Below are 20,047 nucleotides of genomic sequence, written 5' to 3' on the forward strand. Positions count from 1 at the left end.
GACTATTTTAAGATTTTTGCGTAAGAACAAAGAACTTATTTTTCTGCCGTAAAGAATTCGGAGTCGTTATTTTATGACCACAACATCTCATTTTGCTCCTCAAAGTGCGAATAAAGATTTTCCGCGATTAAAAGTTTTATTGGCAGGCCCAAGAGGGTTCTGTGCCGGTGTCGATCGGGCTATTCGGGTTGTCGAAGAGGCTCTGCGGCGTTATGGCGCCCCTGTTTATGTTCGCCATGAAATTGTCCATAACCGCACAGTCGTTGAGGCGCTGGAGGAAAAAGGCGCTATTTTTGTTGAGGAGCTCGATGAAGTTCCCCGTAATGCGCATGTGGTTTTCTCTGCCCACGGCGTACCAAAATCCGTACCGGCCGAGGCGGAAACACGCAATTTGATTTATTTGGATGCGACTTGCCCTCTGGTCTCTAAGGTTCACCGTGAGGCGGAGCGCCATTTCGCAGGCGGTGGAGAGGAGAGGCGTCATATTCTTTTGATTGGACATGAGGGACATCCTGAAGTTGTCGGAACGATGGGACAGCTTCCACAGGGGGCAGTGACGCTTATTAATAATGTCGATGAGGCAAGAACGTATCAGCCTAAAGACTCCTCACGTTTAGCCTTTATTACGCAAACGACTCTTTCTGTAGATGATACGGCAGATATTGTTGCTATTTTAAGAGAGCGTTTCCCACAAATTGAAGGGCCGAAACGTGAGGATATTTGCTATGCCACAACCAACCGCCAGCAAGCCGTGCAGGAAATTGCAAAAGATTGTGATCTGGTCATTGTGATTGGGGCACCAAATTCTTCGAACTCGCAACGTTTGAGAGAAGTTGCGGAACGCAAAGGTGCACAGAAAGCCATTTTAGTGCCGAAATTAGCAGATATGCAGTGGGATGCGATGGCAGGGGTTAAGACGCTGGGCATTACTGCCGGTGCTTCGGCTCCGGAAATTTTAGTGCAGGAAATTTTAGAGGCTTTGGCAAAACGCTATACGCTCGATATTGAGGAACGTATTGTGAAAAAAGAGCGGGTGAAATTCCGTCTGCCTTATCCGCTGTCTGAATCAGAAGAAGCAACGCATGAAGAGCAGGACGAAGAGGCTTAATCATTTTGTCTGAAAAAAAAATACAAAAGGTTGAAATTTGGACGGACGGGGGATGCCGTCCAAATCCCGGCCCCGGCGGCTGGGGGGTTCTTTTAAAATATGGTGAAACAGAGAAGGAACTTTGGGGAGGGGAATCGGAGACAACCAATAACCGTATGGAATTGACCGCTGCGATTAAGGCTTTGGAAGCTTTGAAACGTCCTTGTGAAATTACGCTTCATACCGATAGTAGCTATGTTAAAAACGGTATTACCAAATGGTTAAAAGGTTGGATTGCCAAAGGTTGGAAAACGGCCAGTAAAAAACCTGTTTTAAATCAAGACCTTTGGGAGAAGCTCAATGAAGAAGTTTTCCGCCACCGGATTCAATGGAAATGGGTGAAAGGCCATGCAGGAGACGAAGGAAATGAGCGTGCAGATGTTCTCGCCACCCGTGGGATCGAGGAAATAACGCAAAAAAATTAAAAAAAAGGGAAAAAATTAAAAAAAATGCAAAGAATCATATTTTCCCCCTTTTCTCCGTAAAAAGAATTGGCTAAAAGAAACTCAACAACACGGCATGTTCCCGAATAGCTCAGTTGGTAGAGCAAGCGACTGTTAATCGCTGGGTCGTAGGTTCGAGTCCTACTTCGGGAGCCATTTTCTTTTAAGAAATCTTAGTTTTCTACCTGTTGAATCCAATTCCTAAAAATTAAATAGGCCATAGTTTTCTTGATAAGAAATATTTTCGTTTTTCTTGGGGCAGAGAAACTATCTGTTTGATTTTAGATATTCGACGCCGGATTAAAAAATATAATCATGAGTCCGAATATGCGTGCGCATATTGACGCCCTTCGGCATTAGATAGAAAAAAAGAACGTCATTTGGAGCAATCCCTTTAATGTTTGCGAAGATTATTTAGAGCATTTTGAATGCCTGTGCATTGCTTGGGATAAATCAGCAAACACTTCTGATAAGACGGGTATTTCTAAAATATCTATTATCAGAATTGAAAAAGAGCAGACTATAGCAAGTTAAAGTAGCTTAGATGCCATACAATCTGCCTTAGAAATCGTCGCTATAAAACTCTTGCTGAATGATAATAGAGTGAGGGGGTACGCTTTAAATCGCCCCAAGGAGATATAAATGAAGATTTCCAGTTTTAGTGTCCTCGCAGTTATTTTCTTTTTATCTCCTTCTTTGGTTTTTGCGGATATTTGTGAGGGCGTTGCCATTACGCAATTTAAAGATGAAGGCGGCAATATTGTTCATAAAGGTGACCCTATAGAGCGCTTCCACGGAGATACATTTGATAAGAAAGGTAATCCTATTACATACGCTCAGCATGGCGGATATGTATGGCCAGCCGATAAAGTAAAACTTTTAAATTGCCATGTAGAAAAAACGAGTAAGAACGGGAAGATAGAGGCTGATATTGTTTTGGATGATACGCCAGAAAACCAAAAAGAAATAAAATATCAAAAGGCTGAAGCTTTCTTAGAAGATGAAACAGGCCTTTGCAATGCCCAAAGCAGCAACGCCGCCCGGGCCTATGCTTATGAGCCAGAGTCAAAAGTTGGCCGAATGACGATGATTTTTATAAATGGACGTTTAAAAGATAAGAACTTTCCAGAACCTGATTGGCCAGAGGGCACCATGTATGGGGATAATGATTAAATTTCAAAGGGTACCAACAAACAAAAAGAAGCCAGCAAGCTATTAGGAGGGCTGGCTCTTTTCTTATGTATGTCCAGTTTTTATATACACTCAGCGCAGAGCAGTAGATGATATTCTGTCCTCTTGATTTCAATTTGATATCTTTAGACTCTTCTTCTAACTTCATTTTAAGCTATCTCATATTCACGAAAAATCTTAAAAGAATATGGAATATTTTAATGCTTTATATGTGATTAAAAATATTTAAAAATGCGCCTTTCGAGATGGGATGGCGGCAGAGATTTTATTTGTGTAGGCAGTGATATGAAACAATTAAACAGCTTTGATTATTTTCTTTTGGCTTTAAAGAATTATGCCCGATTTAGCGGGCGTGCCTCCCGATCTCAATATTGGTATTTTCATTTATTTAATTTTCTTTTTGCCTTTGCTTTTTATCCACTGGCTGTGCTTGCCGGTGTGGCAGACCATCTGCTTTTCGAGCAGTCTTCAATCTGTACGCTGTTCGTTTTGGTTTTAAACTGGGTTTATACTTTGGGCGTTTTAATTCCCGCTATTGCCGTTTCCGTTCGCCGCTTACATGATACAAACCGCTCCGGATGGTGGTTTCTACTGGGATGTACGATTATCGGTCTTATCCCGCTGATCATTTTCTATTGCCAAAGGAGCGATCTGGGAGAAAAACGTTTTGGAGTAGTGCCGGATAGAGATTTGGAAGAGCTGGAGCCGGTGGTTGTTATAAATGAAGATAATTTTGAAAAGATCGAAAAACTTGCAGCATTGAGAGACAAAGGCATTTTAACAGAAGAAGAGTTTCAGCGTAAAAAGTTAGAATTGCTTTAAGAAAGAATAGAAGGAGGGTGGAAAGTGAATGAGGTAGATTTTAAAAATTTAAAAAATCTTTACACCCTCAAGCAGAAAAATATTTTATCTAAGACAGAATATCAGACTGCCAAAGAAAAAATTTTGAAAAGTTTCCATCGGGTAGAGCAAGGAAAGATAGAAAATAAGCAGGATTTTTTTGGAGAAAATATGCGCTTGCTTGTTAATGTTTTTTGCTTGGTATTTTTAACGGTTACTTCCTTTGGAACCCGACTGATGGAATATTTCCCCTTTGTGCGATATGAAATATGGTTCTTATTGGCAATTGGCGTTCTTGTGATGGGGACTGCTGTAAGGCTTTTGACCAAAAAGGATGGACCTCTTATTGTGCCGATTATGGCGCTAATTTTTCTTGGAAGCTGCTTTTATTGGCAGATTACGTACCTTTTTTCTTAAACAGCATATAAAAAGCCGGTGCCTTTTCCGGCGGTGATTGCTTTAAAGGCAAAAGATGGACTATTCTGAGGGGAGAAGCCTTTCGGCATAGAAATATAAGCGTTGTACGCAAAAACAGGAATATTATTTTGTCTCACTTTGTCCGAAATTCAGATTCAGAAAATCAAATCCGCAGGTTATCGGATTATGAGCGTTTTTCCGCCATTTTCTGGATTGTTTTAGGCATTATTCAAATCCTTTGTTTAGTGACTTTTATTGCAGGGATTTGGAATATTTTTGCAGGTTTGGCACGTCTTAAATTTATTCCTGAAATTTTATCCCGAAATAAGAATGTCCCAGCCGCTTTCGAGGGGCTTTCTGGTTATATTATCATTGGTTTAGTTAACTTCATTTTTGGTGGAGCTATTGGGCTTGTTTTCGTCGCTTTTGATCTTTATGTGCGGGATCAAATTCTTTCAAATCGAAATTTATTCGATGGAGAGGGGCAGATTTTTTCGGAAACTCTCGCTACAGGATCATTCGCAGCAGGAAAAACATCCTATGCGCCACGGGTAGATGATTTGAAACAAATCGAACGTCTTTTTGAAATGAAGGAAAAGGGCATTTTGACGCAGGAAGAGTTCGATCGGAAAAAATCAGAAATCCTTTCGGAGAATTTTTAAGATATGCTTCAAAATCCTATGATTGAGCTTAAAAAAAGTTTTAATTATTTTCTCTTGGCTCTAAAAAACTATGCACAATTTTCAGGACGGGCAACACGTTCTGAATATTGGTACTTTTATGTTTTTTCGATATTGATTGATCTGGTCATTAATCTGTTGGGTTTTGCCCTTAAAAATCTGAATAGTGCTTCTTTTCATCTAAATTCAGTTATTTTGCAGATCCCTGAAATGCTGGATTTGTTTCTAATGTTCTTCCTTCTTGTCCCAAGCATTGCGATTGCCTGCCGCCGGTTGCATGATCGAAACTTATCGGGCTGGTTTCAGATTTTAGAAATAATGTTAAGCCTGTTTTTCAGCCTGTTATTTGCCATGAGTTTTGTCTCCATTTTTTATGAGACACTCAGTGCTGATGCGCAACAGCAAGAAATTGGTACGCTATTTTTTAATGATTTTTTTGCAACGCTTGCATCGACTTTAAGCGGGTTGGCCTTTTACTCTCAAAAGGGAACATTGGGTGATAACCGTTTTGGAAAAGAATCCCTTGAAAATGCAGAGGCTCCTTTAGCGCCTGCAGCATTGTCAGTGCCGATAACGGCAGAAGAAATTTCTATCTTAGAGAAAATGCTAGATTTGCGAGAAAAAGGCATTTTGACAGAAGAAGAATTTCAAGATGCCAAAATGAGAGTTTTAAAATAAGAGATCATCCTTCTTTTGAGACTTATTTTTCTTTCATTCTTTCCTTTTTCCCTTCTTTTGTGAAATACAGGGGAGCGATGAAGCTTTTAAGAAGTCTCATCCCATTTTCTGAAATTTCTAGGATAAGATGAAATGCCGTCACCGTCTGCTTGTGAAGAATTATCTGCACCTTTTGAAAAGGAAGCGGGAGCAGCCGTTGCCGTGCGTCCTATTCTTGGGGTGCGTCAGCTCATTACTCTTGGCGTTGGGGCAACTTTAGGCGCAGGACTCTTTTCTATTACGGGGATTGCCGCCGGGCAGTGTAGTGGGGCGGCTGTTTCGCTTTCTTTTATTTTTGCAGCTTTTGCCTGTTCCTTGATTGGACTTTGCTACGCTGAACTGGCCTCAATGTTTCCAAACGCATCTGGCTCTGCTTATGCCTATGCCTCCGAAGGGTTGGGAAAATTTGTTGCTTGGGTTCTCGTCTGGTGCCTGGTTGCAAGCTATCTTTGCTGTATTGCAACAGTAGCCTCAAGCTGGAGCAGTTATTTAGCCTCTCTTTTGGGGGAGTGGGGGATTAACCTTGATCTTCGTTTTTGGAAATCAACTGGCACGCTCATTCCCCTTGCAGATGGACATTCGGTCCGTGCTTTTGGAAATTTTCCGGCGATGATCGGTATGTTTCTGGTCAGTTTTTTGCTGTTGCGTGGCTCTCAGGAATCCGCTTGGATTAACAGTTTGATTGTTAGTTTAAAGGTTGGAATTATTGCGATTGTTGTGATCTGCTGTTTTAAAGGCATTCAACCTGCAAATTATCATCCTTTTATTCCTGAAAATACAGGAAATTTTGGTGATTTCGGTTGGAGTGGCGTTGCCCGTGGCGCTGTTTTGGTTTTCTTTTCTTTTATCGGTTTTGATATTGTTGCGTCTGCTGCGAGAGAAACAAAAAATCCGCAACGAACTTTGCCGATCGCCATTTTAGGCACTTTATTTGCAATTACCTTCATTTCTGTTGTCTTCTCGATCGCTTTACTGGGGGTCGTCAATTATCAACTTCTTTCCCATGATGCCAGTCCTGTCGGAACGGCAATGAATCTTCTTCATCTGCCATTGATCGGCGCTGTGGTAAAAATTGGTGTGTTAATTGGATTTATTGCAGGGCTGTATGGGTTGCTTTACGGGCAGATCAGAGTTGTTCAGCATGTTGCCGAAGATGGTTTAATTCCTCAGATTTTTGCAAAATTAAATCCCAAGCACGTACCTGCACCTGCACTTTTATTTTTAACAATATTAATTACGATTTTAGCTGTTTCCCTGCCGGTGCCTTTTTTGGGAAGCATGACTTCGGTTGGGATTATTTTAGCCTTTTTACTTGTCTGTGCTTCTGTGATTGCTTTGAGAATTAAAAGACCGGATGCAGAACGTCCCTTTAAAGTTTTTGCTGGAACATATCTTGTACCGGGAAGTGCTATTTTGGTTTGTTTTGGTGGTCTTATGACTGTTGCACCGACCTGCTGGCTTTATCTCAGTATATGGATTTTTCTCGGGATCATGGTCTATGTTTTTTATGGTCGGAAACAGTTACCACACTGATTTTTTTTGAGCAGTGAGGCAAAAAACGATCATTTGAACATAGAGCAAAGAGATTTTACCCTTTCTGCAATGGGTTGGGATTTGTGCTATTCTTTGTAAATCTATTGGGACGGTTATTCTCGTATAGGAGCCGTTACGAACCACATTAAATTTATCAGAGAAATTGGAAACAAGCATGACACAGAAATTCGATAAACCCATTGTGAATGCGAATCATTATGCAAAACCACGTGGTCGTATTTATGATTCTGCCGTTGAAACCATTGGGGGAACCCCTTTGGTGGCCGTGCCAAACTTACAAAAAAAAGAATCTCTCAAGGCCAGACTTCTTCTTAAATTAGAATTTTTTAACCCAATGGCCTCCGTTAAAGATCGTCTTGCAAAAGCCATGATTGAAGATGCTGAGGCAAGAGGCCTTATTTCACCAGAGAAAACCCATATTATTGAGCCAACTTCGGGCAATACAGGGCTTGGATTAGCGTTAGTTGCCGCTTCCAAAGGCTATCACATTACTTTAGTGATGCCGGAAAGTGCTTCTGTTGAGCGCCGAGCCATGATGGGCCATCTTGGGGCAGAGCTTGTACTGACGCCAGCCGCTGAAGGGATGTCTGGGGCAATTAAAAAGGCTGAGTCTTTAGCTGAAAAAGACAAAAATGCTTGGATTCCAGGGCAGTTTGTCAATCCAGTGAATCCTTTAGTGCATGTCGAAACGACAGGGAATGAACTCTGGGTAGATACAGAGGGTAAGTTGGATGCCGTCGTTGCCGGCATTGGAACAGGCGGTACGATCAGCGGAATTGCGAAAATTTTGCATCAGCATAATCCAGAAATTAAAGTTTTTGGCGTTGAGCCACAGGAAAGCCATGTTTTAACGGGTGGAGAGCCGGGGCCACATGGTATTCAGGGGATCGGTGCCGGTTTTAAACCTGAGATTTTGGATCTGCCGGCGATAGAAAAAGTTATTCCTGTCAAAACAGAAGATGCACTCAAAACAGCACGTTTGATTGCACGTACAGAGGGAATTGCCTCTGGTATTTCCGGCGGTGCGTCAGTTGCTGTAGCCATTGAATTGGCAAAACAGCCTGAATTTGAAGGAAAAACCATTGCCGTGATTATTCCTGATTTTGCAGGCCGTTATCTTTCAACAGCTTTGTTTGAACAAAAATCTTAAAAGAGTATGTTTTTAGCCCTCTGCTTTTTGCGGAGGGCTTAAACGAATAACACGGGCAGGGTTGCCAACAGCTGTTGCGTAATCGGGAATATTATTAAGAACGACAGAGGCAGCGCCAATTTTCGCATAGCGTCCAATCGTAATCCGTCCCAAGAGGATCGCTCCGGACCCAACCATTGCGCCCTCTTTGAGAATAGGGTGGCGCTCACCGATTTCCCGGCCTGTGCCGCCAATCGTGATATTGTGGAAAAGAGAGACATTATCTTCGATAATGGCGGTTTCCCCAATAACAACCCCCGTACCATGGTCAATGGTAATGGCTTTGCCGAGGCGTGCCGCAGGATGGATGTCGATTGAAAAACATTCATTCATGCGAGACTGGAATTGATAGGCAAGCGGTGTACGTTTTTGAAGCCAAAGCTGATGCGCAATGCGATAGGCCTGAAGGGCTTGCCATCCTTTAAAAAAGAGAAAGGCGGTCGGTAGATTAGGACAGGCTGGGTCTCTTTCCTGCACGGCCATAAGATCAATGGCTGCAGTATAAGAAAGCTCTGGATCTTCTTTCAAAATATTTTCAATCAGGGGCAGCATATCTTCGGCAGGCACCATACGGTCTGCCAGTTTTTCCGTTAAGAGAGATGCCAAAGCAGAAGGAAAATCTGCTAAGTGGCAAATACTAACAGAAAAAAGCTTTTTAATGAGCGGATCGGTGCAGGCACAGGATTGCGCCTTCATATCGTCCCAGAATGTTTTTAAAAAAGAGGAATGATCAGACATTTTCACATACGCAGCCTAAAAAAGATTGTCCTTATCTATAAAGCAGACAGAGACTTCTTCAAGTCAAAGAAGCACAAGCTTGGTGATATTGTGTCGGAATAGAGACTTTTTTGTATTTTTATCTCTATTTTTAAAACAAACAGCCAAATTTTTAACATTCAACCGAGAAAATACTACCATTAAGTCCGTCAGCGGCAGGGCTGGAAAGAAAACTCAATGTTTTTGCAATATGCTGCTCAGAATCAGGCGCTGGATACCCTGTGAGATGAAGCTGGCAAAGATTAGCAGAGACAAGAGTACCTTTTACCGTGTTAGAAAGCGAACCGGAGAAGGCCGCACGTGCTTTTTGAATGGCATGGATTTCACGCTCTGATGTATCCCGCATCGCATTAGAATGAAGGGTGAGGGTAATGACACGACCCCAATTTTTTTCTTTCATAAGGCGCAAATAGGGGAAAGAAAGCATTTGAGAGGCACGAGTGGAAGCCGTAAACTCATCCTGCCATAGCGCATCAGACATTTTCAGACCGACTTTTGGCAGGCTGGCATCAATAAAAACATCACATTCCGGGACGGTTTTTAAGATTTCCTGCCGCCCTTCTTCAGTCGCTGGATTGGCGGAAAGCGGACGGATATTTCCTTGTAATTTTTCACTAATTTCCTCGGCAAGATTTTCTTTTGCGCTTGCAATCACAAGATTGCCGCCTTCAATAAAAATATTTTTAGAGATCGCCTCTAAAAGAGAAGGGGAGGTTTTCCCTGTAAAATCGAGAAGGAGAATGGCCTTGTCGCTTAAATTTAAATCCATGATGTTACCTTAATGAGATTATTGCGTGATTCTATCTCTGAGAGTCCATTATTCTTTGTAGAGAGTTTAAAGAAAAAAGCCCGAAAAAAATTAAAAGATCCTTTTTCTCATAAAAATCTCTCTTTTTTTGTAATTTTTTGAAAATTAGTGCTTGCACTCATCCTAGAAACTTGGCTATACACTGAAGCACAGAATGGGTGTATAGCTCAGCGGGAGAGCACTACCTTGACATGGTAGGGGTCACAGGTTCAATCCCTGTTACACCCACCATTCTGCTTTAAGAAATACCAGATTTCTGCTACTTTTCCTTAAAATAAAATATTTGGTATGCAGAGTAGTATACAATGAGTTTTTTTCTGCATACTTAGATACTCTCAAGAAAAGCTAAAAATTACGTTTTCTTCTTGGTTAATTCTCAGCCTTTAGCTCTTCTGCTTATCCAGTTTTCAAAAAAATCTTCTAAATCCTGAACCTCGGCATCTTCAAGTTCCATCATTGTTTCTAAAGCCCTTGTTTGAATACGAGGATCTCTAAAGTTACCGTTTGAAATGGCTATTTTATTAACGCTTAGATCACGGGCAGTATAAAGCTGTTCACGTGCTAAGGGGTTTTGGGTGAATTCTTCCCAATCCAGCACATAGCCAGCCTCATTTGAAATTTGCTGCATAAAAGCTCTAAGGGTACGGCTATTACCATCTTGAAAAGGATGGATGTAATCAAGGTGCATATATAAATACGCCAATCCTTTTACAAACCTTTCTCTAGGCAATTCAGAGAGGGAAGAGGGAACAATATTTTTAAGCAGGTTCAAAAGCTTTTCTTTGCTCACTTCATCCATAGGCGAATAAACCGCAAGAGAGATGAAACCATTAAGGCTTTTTAATTTCCGCTCTTTATGCCAATCCCCTCTGGCAGAGGCACGGAATTTCCCAGCTTGAATTTTTGGGTTGTCTTGAAAAATATATCCGTGGAGGGCTTTAAGATGGGCAACATCAAACTTGCCCTTAATGGGATTGATTCCGAGATCGGCAGCTTTTCGGATTGCTAAATTATTATAATTGTCATGGTGATTATCTCTGAGCCATTTTTCTCGGCTCATTTTGCCATTGATAAAACATTCATTCCAATTCATTTGCTCCTCTGTTTGGAAAAACCCTTCCAATGCAAAAGAGGCTACGGCATTGGCAACGGCTTGACGGCGTTTTTGAATTTCTGCCTCAGAGATAGGGGTACTTCCCAGAGCATCCCATCCATTCTCAAAAATCTGTTCTTTCAGTTCTTCTGGCATGTCATTCGTACCTTTTGCTTTTTCTAGGTTTTGTATGCTTGCGGCGAATTTCCTTTAGCATAAGAGAAATTTCCTCTGAGCTTTCTTCAATTTTAGAGAGGAGGGCTTGTAGATGTTGCGCTGTTATTTTTCTTTGATCGTCTTTTTTCGTAAGCCAAAGCCTCAATAGACCTCCCATACGATTAAAATCTCCCTTTAGGCCAACAAGATCTTTTACTCTCTCTAAATCAACAGGTGCTTTGAGCAGATAATTCATGCCGAGTAGGCGTAAATAGGAGGAATCTGTGTAATGAGCCTTTTTTGCATTCTCTGAAATTTCTGCTTTTTCTTCAGGCAAAACATATACTTTGATAGGGGTAAAATGCCTACGAGATTTCGTTTGAGAAATATCATTCATAAATATTCTTCTAATATAAAATCATAATATTATATTTAATATAAATAAAAAACAAATAAATATCATAATTTTACTTTAAATTTATAAAATATATATTTATATATAATTTTAGTTACTTAAAATCTGAAGTAAGAAATGTCTAAAGGGGGTATTATGGAAATGCAGAGTTGGGCGCAAAAAGAAGTTTTTGAGAAAAAGATCAGAAGATACCGAACGGATGGTAAAAGAACGCCAAATGATCTTTGTCGGGAAATGTTCATTAGATCTATTGAGCCAATCAAGCTTTTAGCTGAGATCGGTTGTAGTCGAAGATCTGTGTATAATTTTTTAAATGCTTTCCATCAGCTCGATTATAGCTATCAGGCTTTTTGTAAACAGTTAAAACGCTTTGGTGTTTCTGTGCTGTTTGAAAGAGGTTGTTATGATTTAAGCGCTAAGCAGAGAAAGATTTCAGGGAGTTATATGACGCTCTTTAGAGCTATTGTAGAAAATCTGCCAGAAGGTACGACATGGCCTTATTTTGTTCCTAAAGAGATTTCAGAGATGCGTTCTAAAAGAGAGCTTTCCCCATCCAGTTAAGGAAGAAAGAGGGGAAAAAATAGAAAAACTTTTAAAAATTACGGTGCAAACACTGCAAGGGTGAAAATAGAAATCTAGAAAATACAGAAATCAGGGATTTTTAGACTTTTATGCTCTTTTTATAGGGGGCAAGTTTTGCACCGTCTTTTCTATCGAGGATGGCGAGTAAAAACTCGCAGAAGGGAGGCTTTTATGTCTCCTCTTTTTTTACCTTTTAAGATCAGAAATCCTCATTCTGAATATCTTTAAGACTTCTAAAAAGTCTTCTTTTTGCAAAATTATTCAAATTTTAGAACAAAAATATCGCCATTGTCTCCCTTTAGTTTTCTTAAAATCTTCTTTTGGTAAGGAATATTCGCCTTTGATAACAATATAATCGCTTTTTATGTTAAGCGTATCGTCTTTTATAATGAAAAATACGTACTGAAATCGCCTTTTTTCCTCTAAAAATCGCTTTATAAAATACAAAAAGTCGGGGCAGGACAGGTGAAGTAGGCCTACACTTTGTTTTGCCACTTCACACGCTTATTTATTCGCCCTTTGGGCTCAACATATTATCCTGCTCTGCGAGGCGTCAGATTACCATCTGAATGATTTTGTAATTGTGCAGCAGGTTGCTGCACAATATATAATGATCTCATCAATTTTCTTAAAAAAGGGCAGAAAAGATGGCGCTGGAAGTTTCTGAAGAAGAGAAAAAAATAAGACGTGAATGGACAGATAATGTTCTGAAAAGCATGGCAGAAGAGGGGATTGAATTACCGCCAGAAGAGAAAGAAGAGTTTGAACGGTATGCGCGAGGGGAAATAAGCTTTGGTGAACTTAAACATAACGATAAGGGCGATATAGACGAGGAGGAGCGACAAAGGCGTAAAGAGGTTGTTGAAGACGCAACGGCTTCAATGGCGCTGGAAGGCTTTAAGATGATGGAAAGAGATAAAGCTTTGGATGAGCGCTTTATCAGTGGAGAAATTAATCTAGAGGAATACGTAAAAGAAGGCGTTAGCTATGAACGAGAGAAGGATCGTCATTGTTCAAAAGCCAGAATAAGAATGGTTCAGTACCGTTTGGATCAAGGGTATTAAGGGGTGGGGGTTTTCTCTTTTTAAAAACAATAACTTATAAAATAAGTAGAAATCTTCAATTTTAATATTAATTAACAACAAATAGGTGAAAGTTAAGATATGAAAGACCTTTTAGACAATGCTATTTTATCTATAGAACTTGGCGTTGAGGATTATCAAACAGATGAAGACCGTCGTATTATCTCCTCACTTCGCAACCTATATGCAGGTGTACTTTTGCTATGTAAGCAAGTGCTTTTTGAGAAGTCACCTCCTAAAACGGATGGCTCTTTAATCTATAAAAAGCTTGTGCCGAAAGAAATTGATGGCAAAGTGCTTATGGTTCCACAAAAAATACATGTAAATACAATAGATAGACGTGAGATTGAAGAGCGTTTCACAACATTGAAGCTTCCTCTTAATTGGAAAAGTCTCGAAAAATTAGCTAAAATTCGTAATGAAATTGAGCATCTGTTTATGCAAGCAACACCAGCTGCGACTAAAGAAGCATTAGCCTCTGCGATGCCTCTCATTGAGGAATTACTGGTGACGCATCTTGCTAAAAAACCTGCGGATTTGTTTCAGGCAAATATTTGGAAAGCTCTTTTAGACAATAAAGCTGTTTTTGAGCAGCATAAGAAGCACTGCTTAGAATCTTTTGATGAAATAAATTGGAAGTTTGATATATTAGGAGAGGCCATAGAGTGGTTAAGTTGCCCAACATGTGGATCATCTCTCGTTAAGCAGATTGATCCAAAGAATGCATTGTTTGAAAATATAAACTTAGAATGCTCTGAGTGCGGTGAAAAACTCAATTATGAAAGCATATTTGAAGTCGCTCTTGAAGAGATAGCTGGAATGCATGCCCATAGAACTAAGGGGGCAGAAATTCTTGTTATAACTTGTCCCGAATGTTTTAAAGAAGGTTGGGTGATGGGGGAAGGGTGCGTTTTTTGTGGTGACACGCCGCCCATTTGTTCAGTATGTGAAGATCGTTTCAGTCCCGATGATTTTGACTACTGTTCAGACATGTGTAGCTACCATGCTCATGCATGGGAAAAAATGAAGGCAGAGTAGTTTCTATCTTTCATATTGAGTACCGTTAACTTGTAGAGCAAAAGTTCCCTTACATTAGCTTTTCCAACGAATCAAAATTCAGAATAAAATCAAAGCAATCTTTAATCGTTTTTTGGAAAGGTATAGGTGTAACGCCACTAGTTACTAAGCAAGATTTTATCTGAAGCTTATGTTTAGGAATGCCTGTCGTTTGAGATATTTGATCTAAGTTATTTTTAATAACCGCTATTCTATCCAAATGTTTTTGGGTTGGGCTACGTTTCCCTTGTGGATTTTGGTCGGGGGCATATTCTGTTAGACGTCGTACGATTTCTTCAGTGTTTTTAGACGTTATTAAGCGTTTACATTCAATGAGGTAAACAGTATTCGTCTCTTTTTTCGATGCTAGGACATCAATATCGCCATTCTTTTTCTTTCCTCCTAAATTTGTCATTGGAACTTCTACTTGTGTATGAAAATCCAATTCTTTTAGGCGTTCTGAGACTTCAGCGTTAAATGCAAGACCTAATTCACCAATCTTAGATCCAATCCATTTTTTCATATCATCACTGTAAAACAGATCTGCTGCTAGAGTACCAGCTATAGCTTGGCACAAATATTTTAAAGATTGCTCGAACCCAGGTATTGAGATTAAGTAAATTGGATGATTAGCGTCCTCAAGACGAATAAAAGGACGTGAGATAAGGGAGTATTTACGTTGATTCCTCCAAGGGAGGATATCCCCTTCTTTATGCTCTGAAGGAGGCTTTTTCCATTGTTCTCTTGGTTCGAGAGAAAGCCTTTTAAGGGTTTGATGGGATTGTGTCTCTGTCATTCCCAATGAAACACATATTTTAAGCAATTCTTTTTCAGAGATTTCAAGGATTGTTTTCTTCTGTTTAATTACTTCTTCACTTAGTAAACCTGCCAATGCTCCGAGAGTTTCGAAGGAGACGCTATATTCAATTTCCATAGCTTTAAAAAAGTTGGCATGCTCTTCTCTTGTTGATTGTACTTTTTGCTTTTCCTTATTAAGGTTTTTGTCAGTATATAAGCTTGGATATTCTTCAACGTGGCTATCGAAATTTCTGCTGTAGAGCTGTTGAATATAGGGTGTCTTAACGTTCTCTAGAAAATCTGTTTTGAAGTTCATTTTTCCACTAGGCAACACAAATAAGTTGGTTCCTAATATACCGCTTTTTATTTCGCTATAATGTGCAGACAAATCAATAAATTTTGCAATGTAAGTGAGTAAAAAATCTAAATCATCATCCCCACAGATTCTGCCATTTTGGGTACGAGATTCACAAATGGCCATTTCGACTATAACTCTAGAGGATACAGCAGAAGTTGCTCGTAAAGCTTCCTGATTGGCAGAGATATTGAGGACTTCATCTTTCTCTGATGTGTGACATGCCTGCAAAGAAGAGGCGGTACGTTCCCACTGAGTTCTTTCTTTTAGAATAGCGTCATGGTTCTTAAGAGCTTTTATAATGACACTTTTACGATCTAATTCATTGAGTCTTTTTTGGATTGTTTCCCATAAAACATCCATCCCTTTATACAATAGTTTCAGTGCAGTTTCATTACTTGGTTGACCTTCAGATATATTAGGAATGCCTAAATTAAATGCAAAACCATTATCAATTAAACTTGTTATTTCAGCAGTGCATAAACGAGGCTTTTTTAATGGCGCGCTATTAAAAATAAAATCACTTAGAGACTGTGCCTGAAACATGTGTATATGTCTTGCATGTCCTTCTGGTATAATAGGGTTAACCAGATTGCCAATAAGATCTTCATTTATTTTTGAATTACTTGGTATAAGCAAACCCTTGATAAGGGTCTCAACTAGCAGACGCTCGCCTTCATTTTTGGGCTGTTGGCATTTTTCAAAAAATTGTTTTGAAAATTCAATATTAATTTGTTGGGGGCTTTTTGGGTTGAGGATAATTTCTTTTTTTTCGGTATTTGAATAGGTAATATTAAAGAAAATCCATTTTGGTAGGTGAAATTCACTTTTAATGGCTTCGGCAATGCGCCCAATCCAAAACTCAAAAGCTTCAAAGAGAAGCCATGACAGTTGTATTTGGCTAGAAGGCTGAAAGTCATTCAAGGTATTATTTATTTCAACCCACCATTTATATTCATTATTTTCATAACAACCTCGTAGCCGTTGTTGGCTTATATCTAACAATGAGACATAAAATTTTCCTTCTTTCATATCTGAGAAGTAAGGAAAAAGATTTTTTCGCTGAACAGGGAGCCATTGAGGTAATGATGGATCTCTTAAAAGGTGTTTATTTAAAAGCTGACGCATTTTGACACGAAACACTCCCTGATCTTGGCAAGGAGAGAATAAAACAGGCATCCCAGAAGGTTCATTATCAAAGTATAAGTCAAAATTTCGCTCTTTAAAAAAACCATAAAGGTTTAGAGGTTCTGTTGGCATGAGTGGATTTTTTGGGTCTCTTTGACGTTCTAAAAGGCGGTAGAGGCGTAAAAGAAAAAAATCAGAATCATAAGCTAATAATTCTAAATCACCTGAAGTAAGTGGTATGATATGCCAATTTTTATCAAAAGTATTTGCATTTAAAGAGGTATATAAGCCACTCCCAAGTCCCCCATGTAAAATAATAGTGATACCTTTTCTAAAATTAGATTGTTCACTTAAGTTTTTAGAAACTTCAATGATGCGGTTAGTAATAAGTGCGGGCGGAGGAGAAGGAACATCCATAATTCCTGCTTCATTGTTCTTTAAATTTACGGATGATAGTATGATATGGGCATAGCTTCCTTCATCAAAGGAGGCGATCCTTTCATAAGGATTTTCCGTTAGGATATCTTGGCTAATTGGTTTTAAGGATAATAAGTGTGAGGTATTTAGAAAAATTTGAAAATGATATTCATCAATATATTTTTGAAATGAATCTATAAATCCAGAACGTAGCGCTGAGGATAAGGCAAAGCGGCGAGCTGCAACGCCAATAGCTGGTAAAAGAGAGATGATAAACGTATCATCCTCAATTTTTATGAGTGGATGAGAAAGTAGAGAGGAGTTGCCTGATTTCTCTTCTTTGAGCTTGTTAATTTGATTTTCTGAAATAAAAAATGCTGACAAGCTAGTAAAAGGTATTTGAAGACTATTTAAATCTTCTTGAGTAAAAATAAGATAATCCCCCCATTTTTTAAATTCTTCGGGAGGTAAAGGAAGTTTAGTCGTATTTGGAGATGATTTTAGATTAGCGATATTTCTATATAATTTAGCACGCTTAGCGACTTCATTTCCCAATCGTAATAATGAAAATATTGAATAAAGGTTCTCTCTAGCCTCTGTAATTTTATCATTGGTACATTGGGATAAGGCGTTAATAATAGCCGATAAAAAATAATTGTTATTTGTCCAGATGCCTTCAAAAACCATGAGATTTCCATGATAGGATTCAAGATTAGAAACAAAGACATCTTCAATAGGGTCTTCTTGTGAGATGCATGGAGAAGTGTTGGCTAAAAATTCTAGCCAATCTTTCACGTTTTTATGGGTAACTTTTGCCGTTCCGTTGCAATAGATCATTATCAGATGGACAAGATGTTCTAAGCGAAGTGTGTTTGCATGGAACTCAGGACGAGTAAAAAGTCCCCCAACGGCCTTTAAGGCTTCTATTTTACTAAATTTCTCTAAGCGCTTTGAGAGAGAGGTCGGAGCAAATTCTTTTTGAAAATTATTAGATTGATTTAACACATTTGTAATGAGTTTTTTATCAAAAGGCATAAAATATTCTCCTAAAATGAGCTAATATAGATAACGCTAATTTTTTCTTATCTCGTAGCAATAAGTTTAACATAATTTTTTGAAATTATAGGATAATTAAAGGGGCTCTGAAGTTACAATATGACAGAAGATATTAAAAAATTTTCGATAGATGAAATGGAAGAAAGGGTACTCTCTACGTATCCTTTTTTTAAACAGAAAGAGGCATCAATAGCCTCATTTAGTGTATTTATATATGCATTGATGGATATGTTGGATAAACTTTATAAGTCATGTCAAAATGAGGAGCGTTGGTCAGTTGTATGTGAAATTATTTCAAGGAACCTTCCAACCATTTTGGGTGCGGATTTCGATGCTCTTTTTAAAGGAAATCCTTCTAAGATTAAATTCGGCGATAAGGAAAAAGAAAAAAAAGAATTAGAGTTGTGGGAAAAGAAATTAGGAAAAAGTTTAGTAAAAAATAAATTTAAGTCCATAAGAAATAAGTATGATTATGTAGGGGGTGAGGGGATTTCTTTTTCCTTGAATGGAGATTTTTATCAGGATGAAAATAACTTAACAGAAGAACAAAAAAATGAATTATTATTACCATTCATTCGTTGTTGTCGTATGCAAGACTGGCAGGAACAGTCTAAAATAGCTTTTGCGGAAGGGATAACCAGAGATCAGGTCAAAAATCTTGATAAAGATATCTCCTTATTTATTACAGGGGAAAGACATCAATTTCTTTCATCCGTCAAAAGATTTTATGGATTTCCTTCTAATAAAAAATTTAAAGAGTTATTGGAAAAGAGATAGAAGGTCTCTCATTCTATAAGTGGGGAGAAGGATATATTTGTCTTAAATGCTTCTTCTTAAAGAGCGAAAAGGAAGATGGTTTTTGTCAAGTTAAGAAGGAAGATATTATCTATTTTTTGACTGAATATTCGGATTTCAGTCAAATAGAGGCGGATATTTTTTACAAAAATGTTTTGTATGATAAGACCTCTAAAGATTTATTCGATACGCCCATTCTTTCGATAACAGATGAAATCAATTTTATTTTTCTTTTTGCCGTAAAATACACAGATATTTTTCAGGCAATTAGATCAAATTTTTCAAGGATTGCTAAAAATATAAAATATCAAAAGCCTTTTAAAAATTTAAAAGAGCGAATACACGCTTTAGAGTTTTTTGATAAGGGAAAAATGTTTGAAGAGAATGTTTATAATGTTTTGAAAGAGCAAGAGAGTAAACATGATCATTTTGAAGTCATCAAAGGAACCTTCAAATCTCCAGAGACAAGGCAGCAATGTGAGTATGATGCTCTTGTTTTATGGGATGAAATACTCTTTATTTTTGAGTGTAAGGCAGAACTATTTAGTTTATATGCATTAGAGGGGATGAAGGGGGAAAAAGTAAGACATACAAATCCCTGTGGCAATAATAGTAAAACTCGTGGTCATGTGCAGCAAGCTAATCGATTAAAGGTAGAAGTAGAAAAGATAATCGGTTCTGAGAAAGCAGATAAATATAATAATTTATCTGGTAATCCTCTTGTTGCGTTCCTTAAAGAAAATAGAGAGAAAATTAAGGAAATTATACCAGTTATCTTGTATTCAATGCCGATGTGGTATTATCCAGATAGTGGTGTCTATACGTATGATTTTTCTCTATTATCTAGATTTTTTACAGGTCCTCGTTGTATCACTGGACATTCGTTGGCTTTTAAGGGAGAGGCCAATACCAAAATTTCTAAAGAAACGGAGTATGTACTTTGGAAAGAAGAGAGCTCGACATCTGAAGACTTTAAAAAGCAGTTGAAGTATCCTGTCCAAGTAGAACGTGCAAAAGAAAGGATTAGCCTTGATTATGCTCCTATTTTTCTTTCTGAAAACTTAAAAGTCCGTCATTGGTTATATTACCGTTCCAAAGGACTAGCAGAAGAGATAAAATTTCAATAATTGGAATGTCTTTTTTATAGTTTCGTTCCTTTAAACTCTGAGGAGGAGATTAAAGTCTTCCTGCCTGAGAGTAGTCTTCTCAATGGTGGCGGTTCTGATGATTTCTCTGCAGTATTACATGCCAGCAAGATTGCTGCCCGTGCAATGAGAGCCGAATAAAGTTAGCTAAAAAACAGGATTGAATAGAGAGCAATCGTCAGACTTTTTTGGGGGAAGCCACTTAT

18 protein-coding genes, 2 tRNA genes and 1 pseudogene are annotated in these 20,047 nt (G+C 38.6%); 16 read left to right on the forward strand and 5 right to left on the reverse strand.

Features of this window, described 5'->3' with window-relative positions; all coding sequences use genetic code 11:
* Positions 1–73: 73 nt before the first annotated feature.
* The 10 genes from ispH (at position 74) to cysK (ending at position 8,139) form a co-directional block, all read left to right on the forward strand.
* The gene (gene ispH, locus FAI41_07690) at positions 74–1,108 is read left to right on the forward strand and encodes a 4-hydroxy-3-methylbut-2-enyl diphosphate reductase (GenBank protein ID QCE33464.1); all 1,035 of its coding nucleotides are present in this window, start codon (positions 74–76) and stop codon (positions 1,106–1,108) included.
* Positions 1,109–1,113: 5 nt separating this feature from the next.
* Positions 1,114–1,572, forward strand: coding sequence for a ribonuclease HI (gene rnhA / locus FAI41_07695; GenBank protein QCE33465.1), 459 nt, complete (start codon positions 1,114–1,116; stop codon positions 1,570–1,572).
* Between the two features lie 98 nt (positions 1,573–1,670).
* A tRNA-Asn gene (locus tag FAI41_07700) sits at positions 1,671–1,746 on the forward strand.
* 486 nt (positions 1,747–2,232) lie between these two features.
* The gene (locus tag FAI41_07705) at positions 2,233–2,763 is read left to right on the forward strand and encodes a hypothetical protein (protein ID QCE33466.1); all 531 of its coding nucleotides are present in this window, start codon (positions 2,233–2,235) and stop codon (positions 2,761–2,763) included.
* 303 nt (positions 2,764–3,066) lie between these two features.
* Positions 3,067–3,603: a DUF805 domain-containing protein gene (locus FAI41_07710; protein ID QCE33467.1), complete on the forward strand. Its 537-nt coding sequence runs from the start codon at positions 3,067–3,069 to the stop codon at positions 3,601–3,603.
* A 24-nt stretch (positions 3,604–3,627) separates the two neighbouring features.
* Complete coding sequence (locus FAI41_07715) at positions 3,628–4,038, forward strand: hypothetical protein (GenBank protein QCE33468.1); 411 nt, start codon at positions 3,628–3,630, stop codon at positions 4,036–4,038.
* A gap of 128 nt (positions 4,039–4,166) precedes the next feature.
* Positions 4,167–4,700 (forward strand): hypothetical protein, encoded by a 534-nt coding sequence (locus tag FAI41_07720; protein ID QCE33469.1) that lies wholly within the window; start codon positions 4,167–4,169, stop codon positions 4,698–4,700.
* A 3-nt stretch (positions 4,701–4,703) separates the two neighbouring features.
* Positions 4,704–5,396 (forward strand): DUF805 domain-containing protein, encoded by a 693-nt coding sequence (locus FAI41_07725; protein QCE33470.1) that lies wholly within the window; start codon positions 4,704–4,706, stop codon positions 5,394–5,396.
* A gap of 132 nt (positions 5,397–5,528) precedes the next feature.
* Complete coding sequence (locus FAI41_07730) at positions 5,529–6,968, forward strand: amino acid permease (protein ID QCE33471.1); 1,440 nt, start codon at positions 5,529–5,531, stop codon at positions 6,966–6,968.
* Between the two features lie 175 nt (positions 6,969–7,143).
* The gene (gene cysK, locus FAI41_07735) at positions 7,144–8,139 is read left to right on the forward strand and encodes a cysteine synthase A (protein QCE33472.1); all 996 of its coding nucleotides are present in this window, start codon (positions 7,144–7,146) and stop codon (positions 8,137–8,139) included.
* A gap of 12 nt (positions 8,140–8,151) precedes the next feature.
* Here the strand turns inward: cysK and cysE are convergent, their stop codons facing one another.
* Both cysE and FAI41_07745 read right to left on the reverse strand, forming a co-directional pair.
* Complete coding sequence (cysE, locus tag FAI41_07740; GenBank protein ID QCE33473.1) at positions 8,152–8,916, reverse strand: serine O-acetyltransferase; 765 nt, start codon at positions 8,914–8,916, stop codon at positions 8,152–8,154.
* Positions 8,917–9,067: 151 nt separating this feature from the next.
* The gene (locus tag FAI41_07745) at positions 9,068–9,724 is read right to left on the reverse strand and encodes a hypothetical protein (protein QCE33474.1); all 657 of its coding nucleotides are present in this window, start codon (positions 9,722–9,724) and stop codon (positions 9,068–9,070) included.
* A gap of 195 nt (positions 9,725–9,919) precedes the next feature.
* Here FAI41_07745 and FAI41_07750 point away from each other — a divergent pair.
* Positions 9,920–9,994: transfer RNA gene (locus tag FAI41_07750), tRNA-Val, on the forward strand.
* A 145-nt stretch (positions 9,995–10,139) separates the two neighbouring features.
* Here FAI41_07750 and FAI41_07755 read toward each other — a convergent pair.
* Together FAI41_07755 and FAI41_07760 are read right to left on the reverse strand one after the other, a co-directional pair.
* Positions 10,140–11,012, reverse strand: coding sequence for a hypothetical protein (locus FAI41_07755; protein QCE33475.1), 873 nt, complete (start codon positions 11,010–11,012; stop codon positions 10,140–10,142).
* Position 11,013: 1 nt separating this feature from the next.
* Positions 11,014–11,409: a conjugal transfer protein TraJ gene (locus tag FAI41_07760; protein ID QCE33476.1), complete on the reverse strand. Its 396-nt coding sequence runs from the start codon at positions 11,407–11,409 to the stop codon at positions 11,014–11,016.
* Between the two features lie 153 nt (positions 11,410–11,562).
* Between FAI41_07760 and FAI41_07765 the strand changes: the two genes are divergently transcribed.
* The 3 genes and pseudogenes from FAI41_07765 (at position 11,563) to FAI41_07775 (ending at position 14,129) form a co-directional block, all read left to right on the forward strand.
* A complete protein-coding gene (locus FAI41_07765) occupies positions 11,563–11,988 on the forward strand; it encodes a hypothetical protein (protein QCE33477.1) in 426 nt (141 codons plus the stop codon).
* Positions 11,989–12,794: 806 nt separating this feature from the next.
* Positions 12,795–12,983 (forward strand): annotated as a pseudogene (locus FAI41_07770) (hypothetical protein).
* 189 nt (positions 12,984–13,172) lie between these two features.
* The gene (locus tag FAI41_07775) at positions 13,173–14,129 is read left to right on the forward strand and encodes a hypothetical protein (protein ID QCE33478.1); all 957 of its coding nucleotides are present in this window, start codon (positions 13,173–13,175) and stop codon (positions 14,127–14,129) included.
* Positions 14,130–14,178: 49 nt separating this feature from the next.
* Here the strand turns inward: FAI41_07775 and FAI41_07780 are convergent, their stop codons facing one another.
* Positions 14,179–17,880 carry a hypothetical protein gene (locus tag FAI41_07780; protein QCE33479.1) on the reverse strand — a complete coding sequence of 1,234 codons (3,702 nt, stop codon included), beginning with the start codon at positions 17,878–17,880 and terminating at the stop codon, positions 14,179–14,181.
* Between the two features lie 120 nt (positions 17,881–18,000).
* On the opposite strand from FAI41_07780, the gene FAI41_07785 reads away from it, so the two are divergent.
* A complete protein-coding gene (locus FAI41_07785; GenBank protein ID QCE33480.1) occupies positions 18,001–18,678 on the forward strand; it encodes a hypothetical protein in 678 nt (225 codons plus the stop codon).
* Between the two features lie 116 nt (positions 18,679–18,794).
* Complete coding sequence (locus FAI41_07790) at positions 18,795–19,823, forward strand: hypothetical protein (protein ID QCE33481.1); 1,029 nt, start codon at positions 18,795–18,797, stop codon at positions 19,821–19,823.
* Positions 19,824–20,047 lie beyond the last annotated feature (224 nt).

Source organism: Acetobacteraceae bacterium (assembly GCA_004843165.1).
Classification (GTDB): Bacteria; Pseudomonadota; Alphaproteobacteria; order Acetobacterales; family Acetobacteraceae.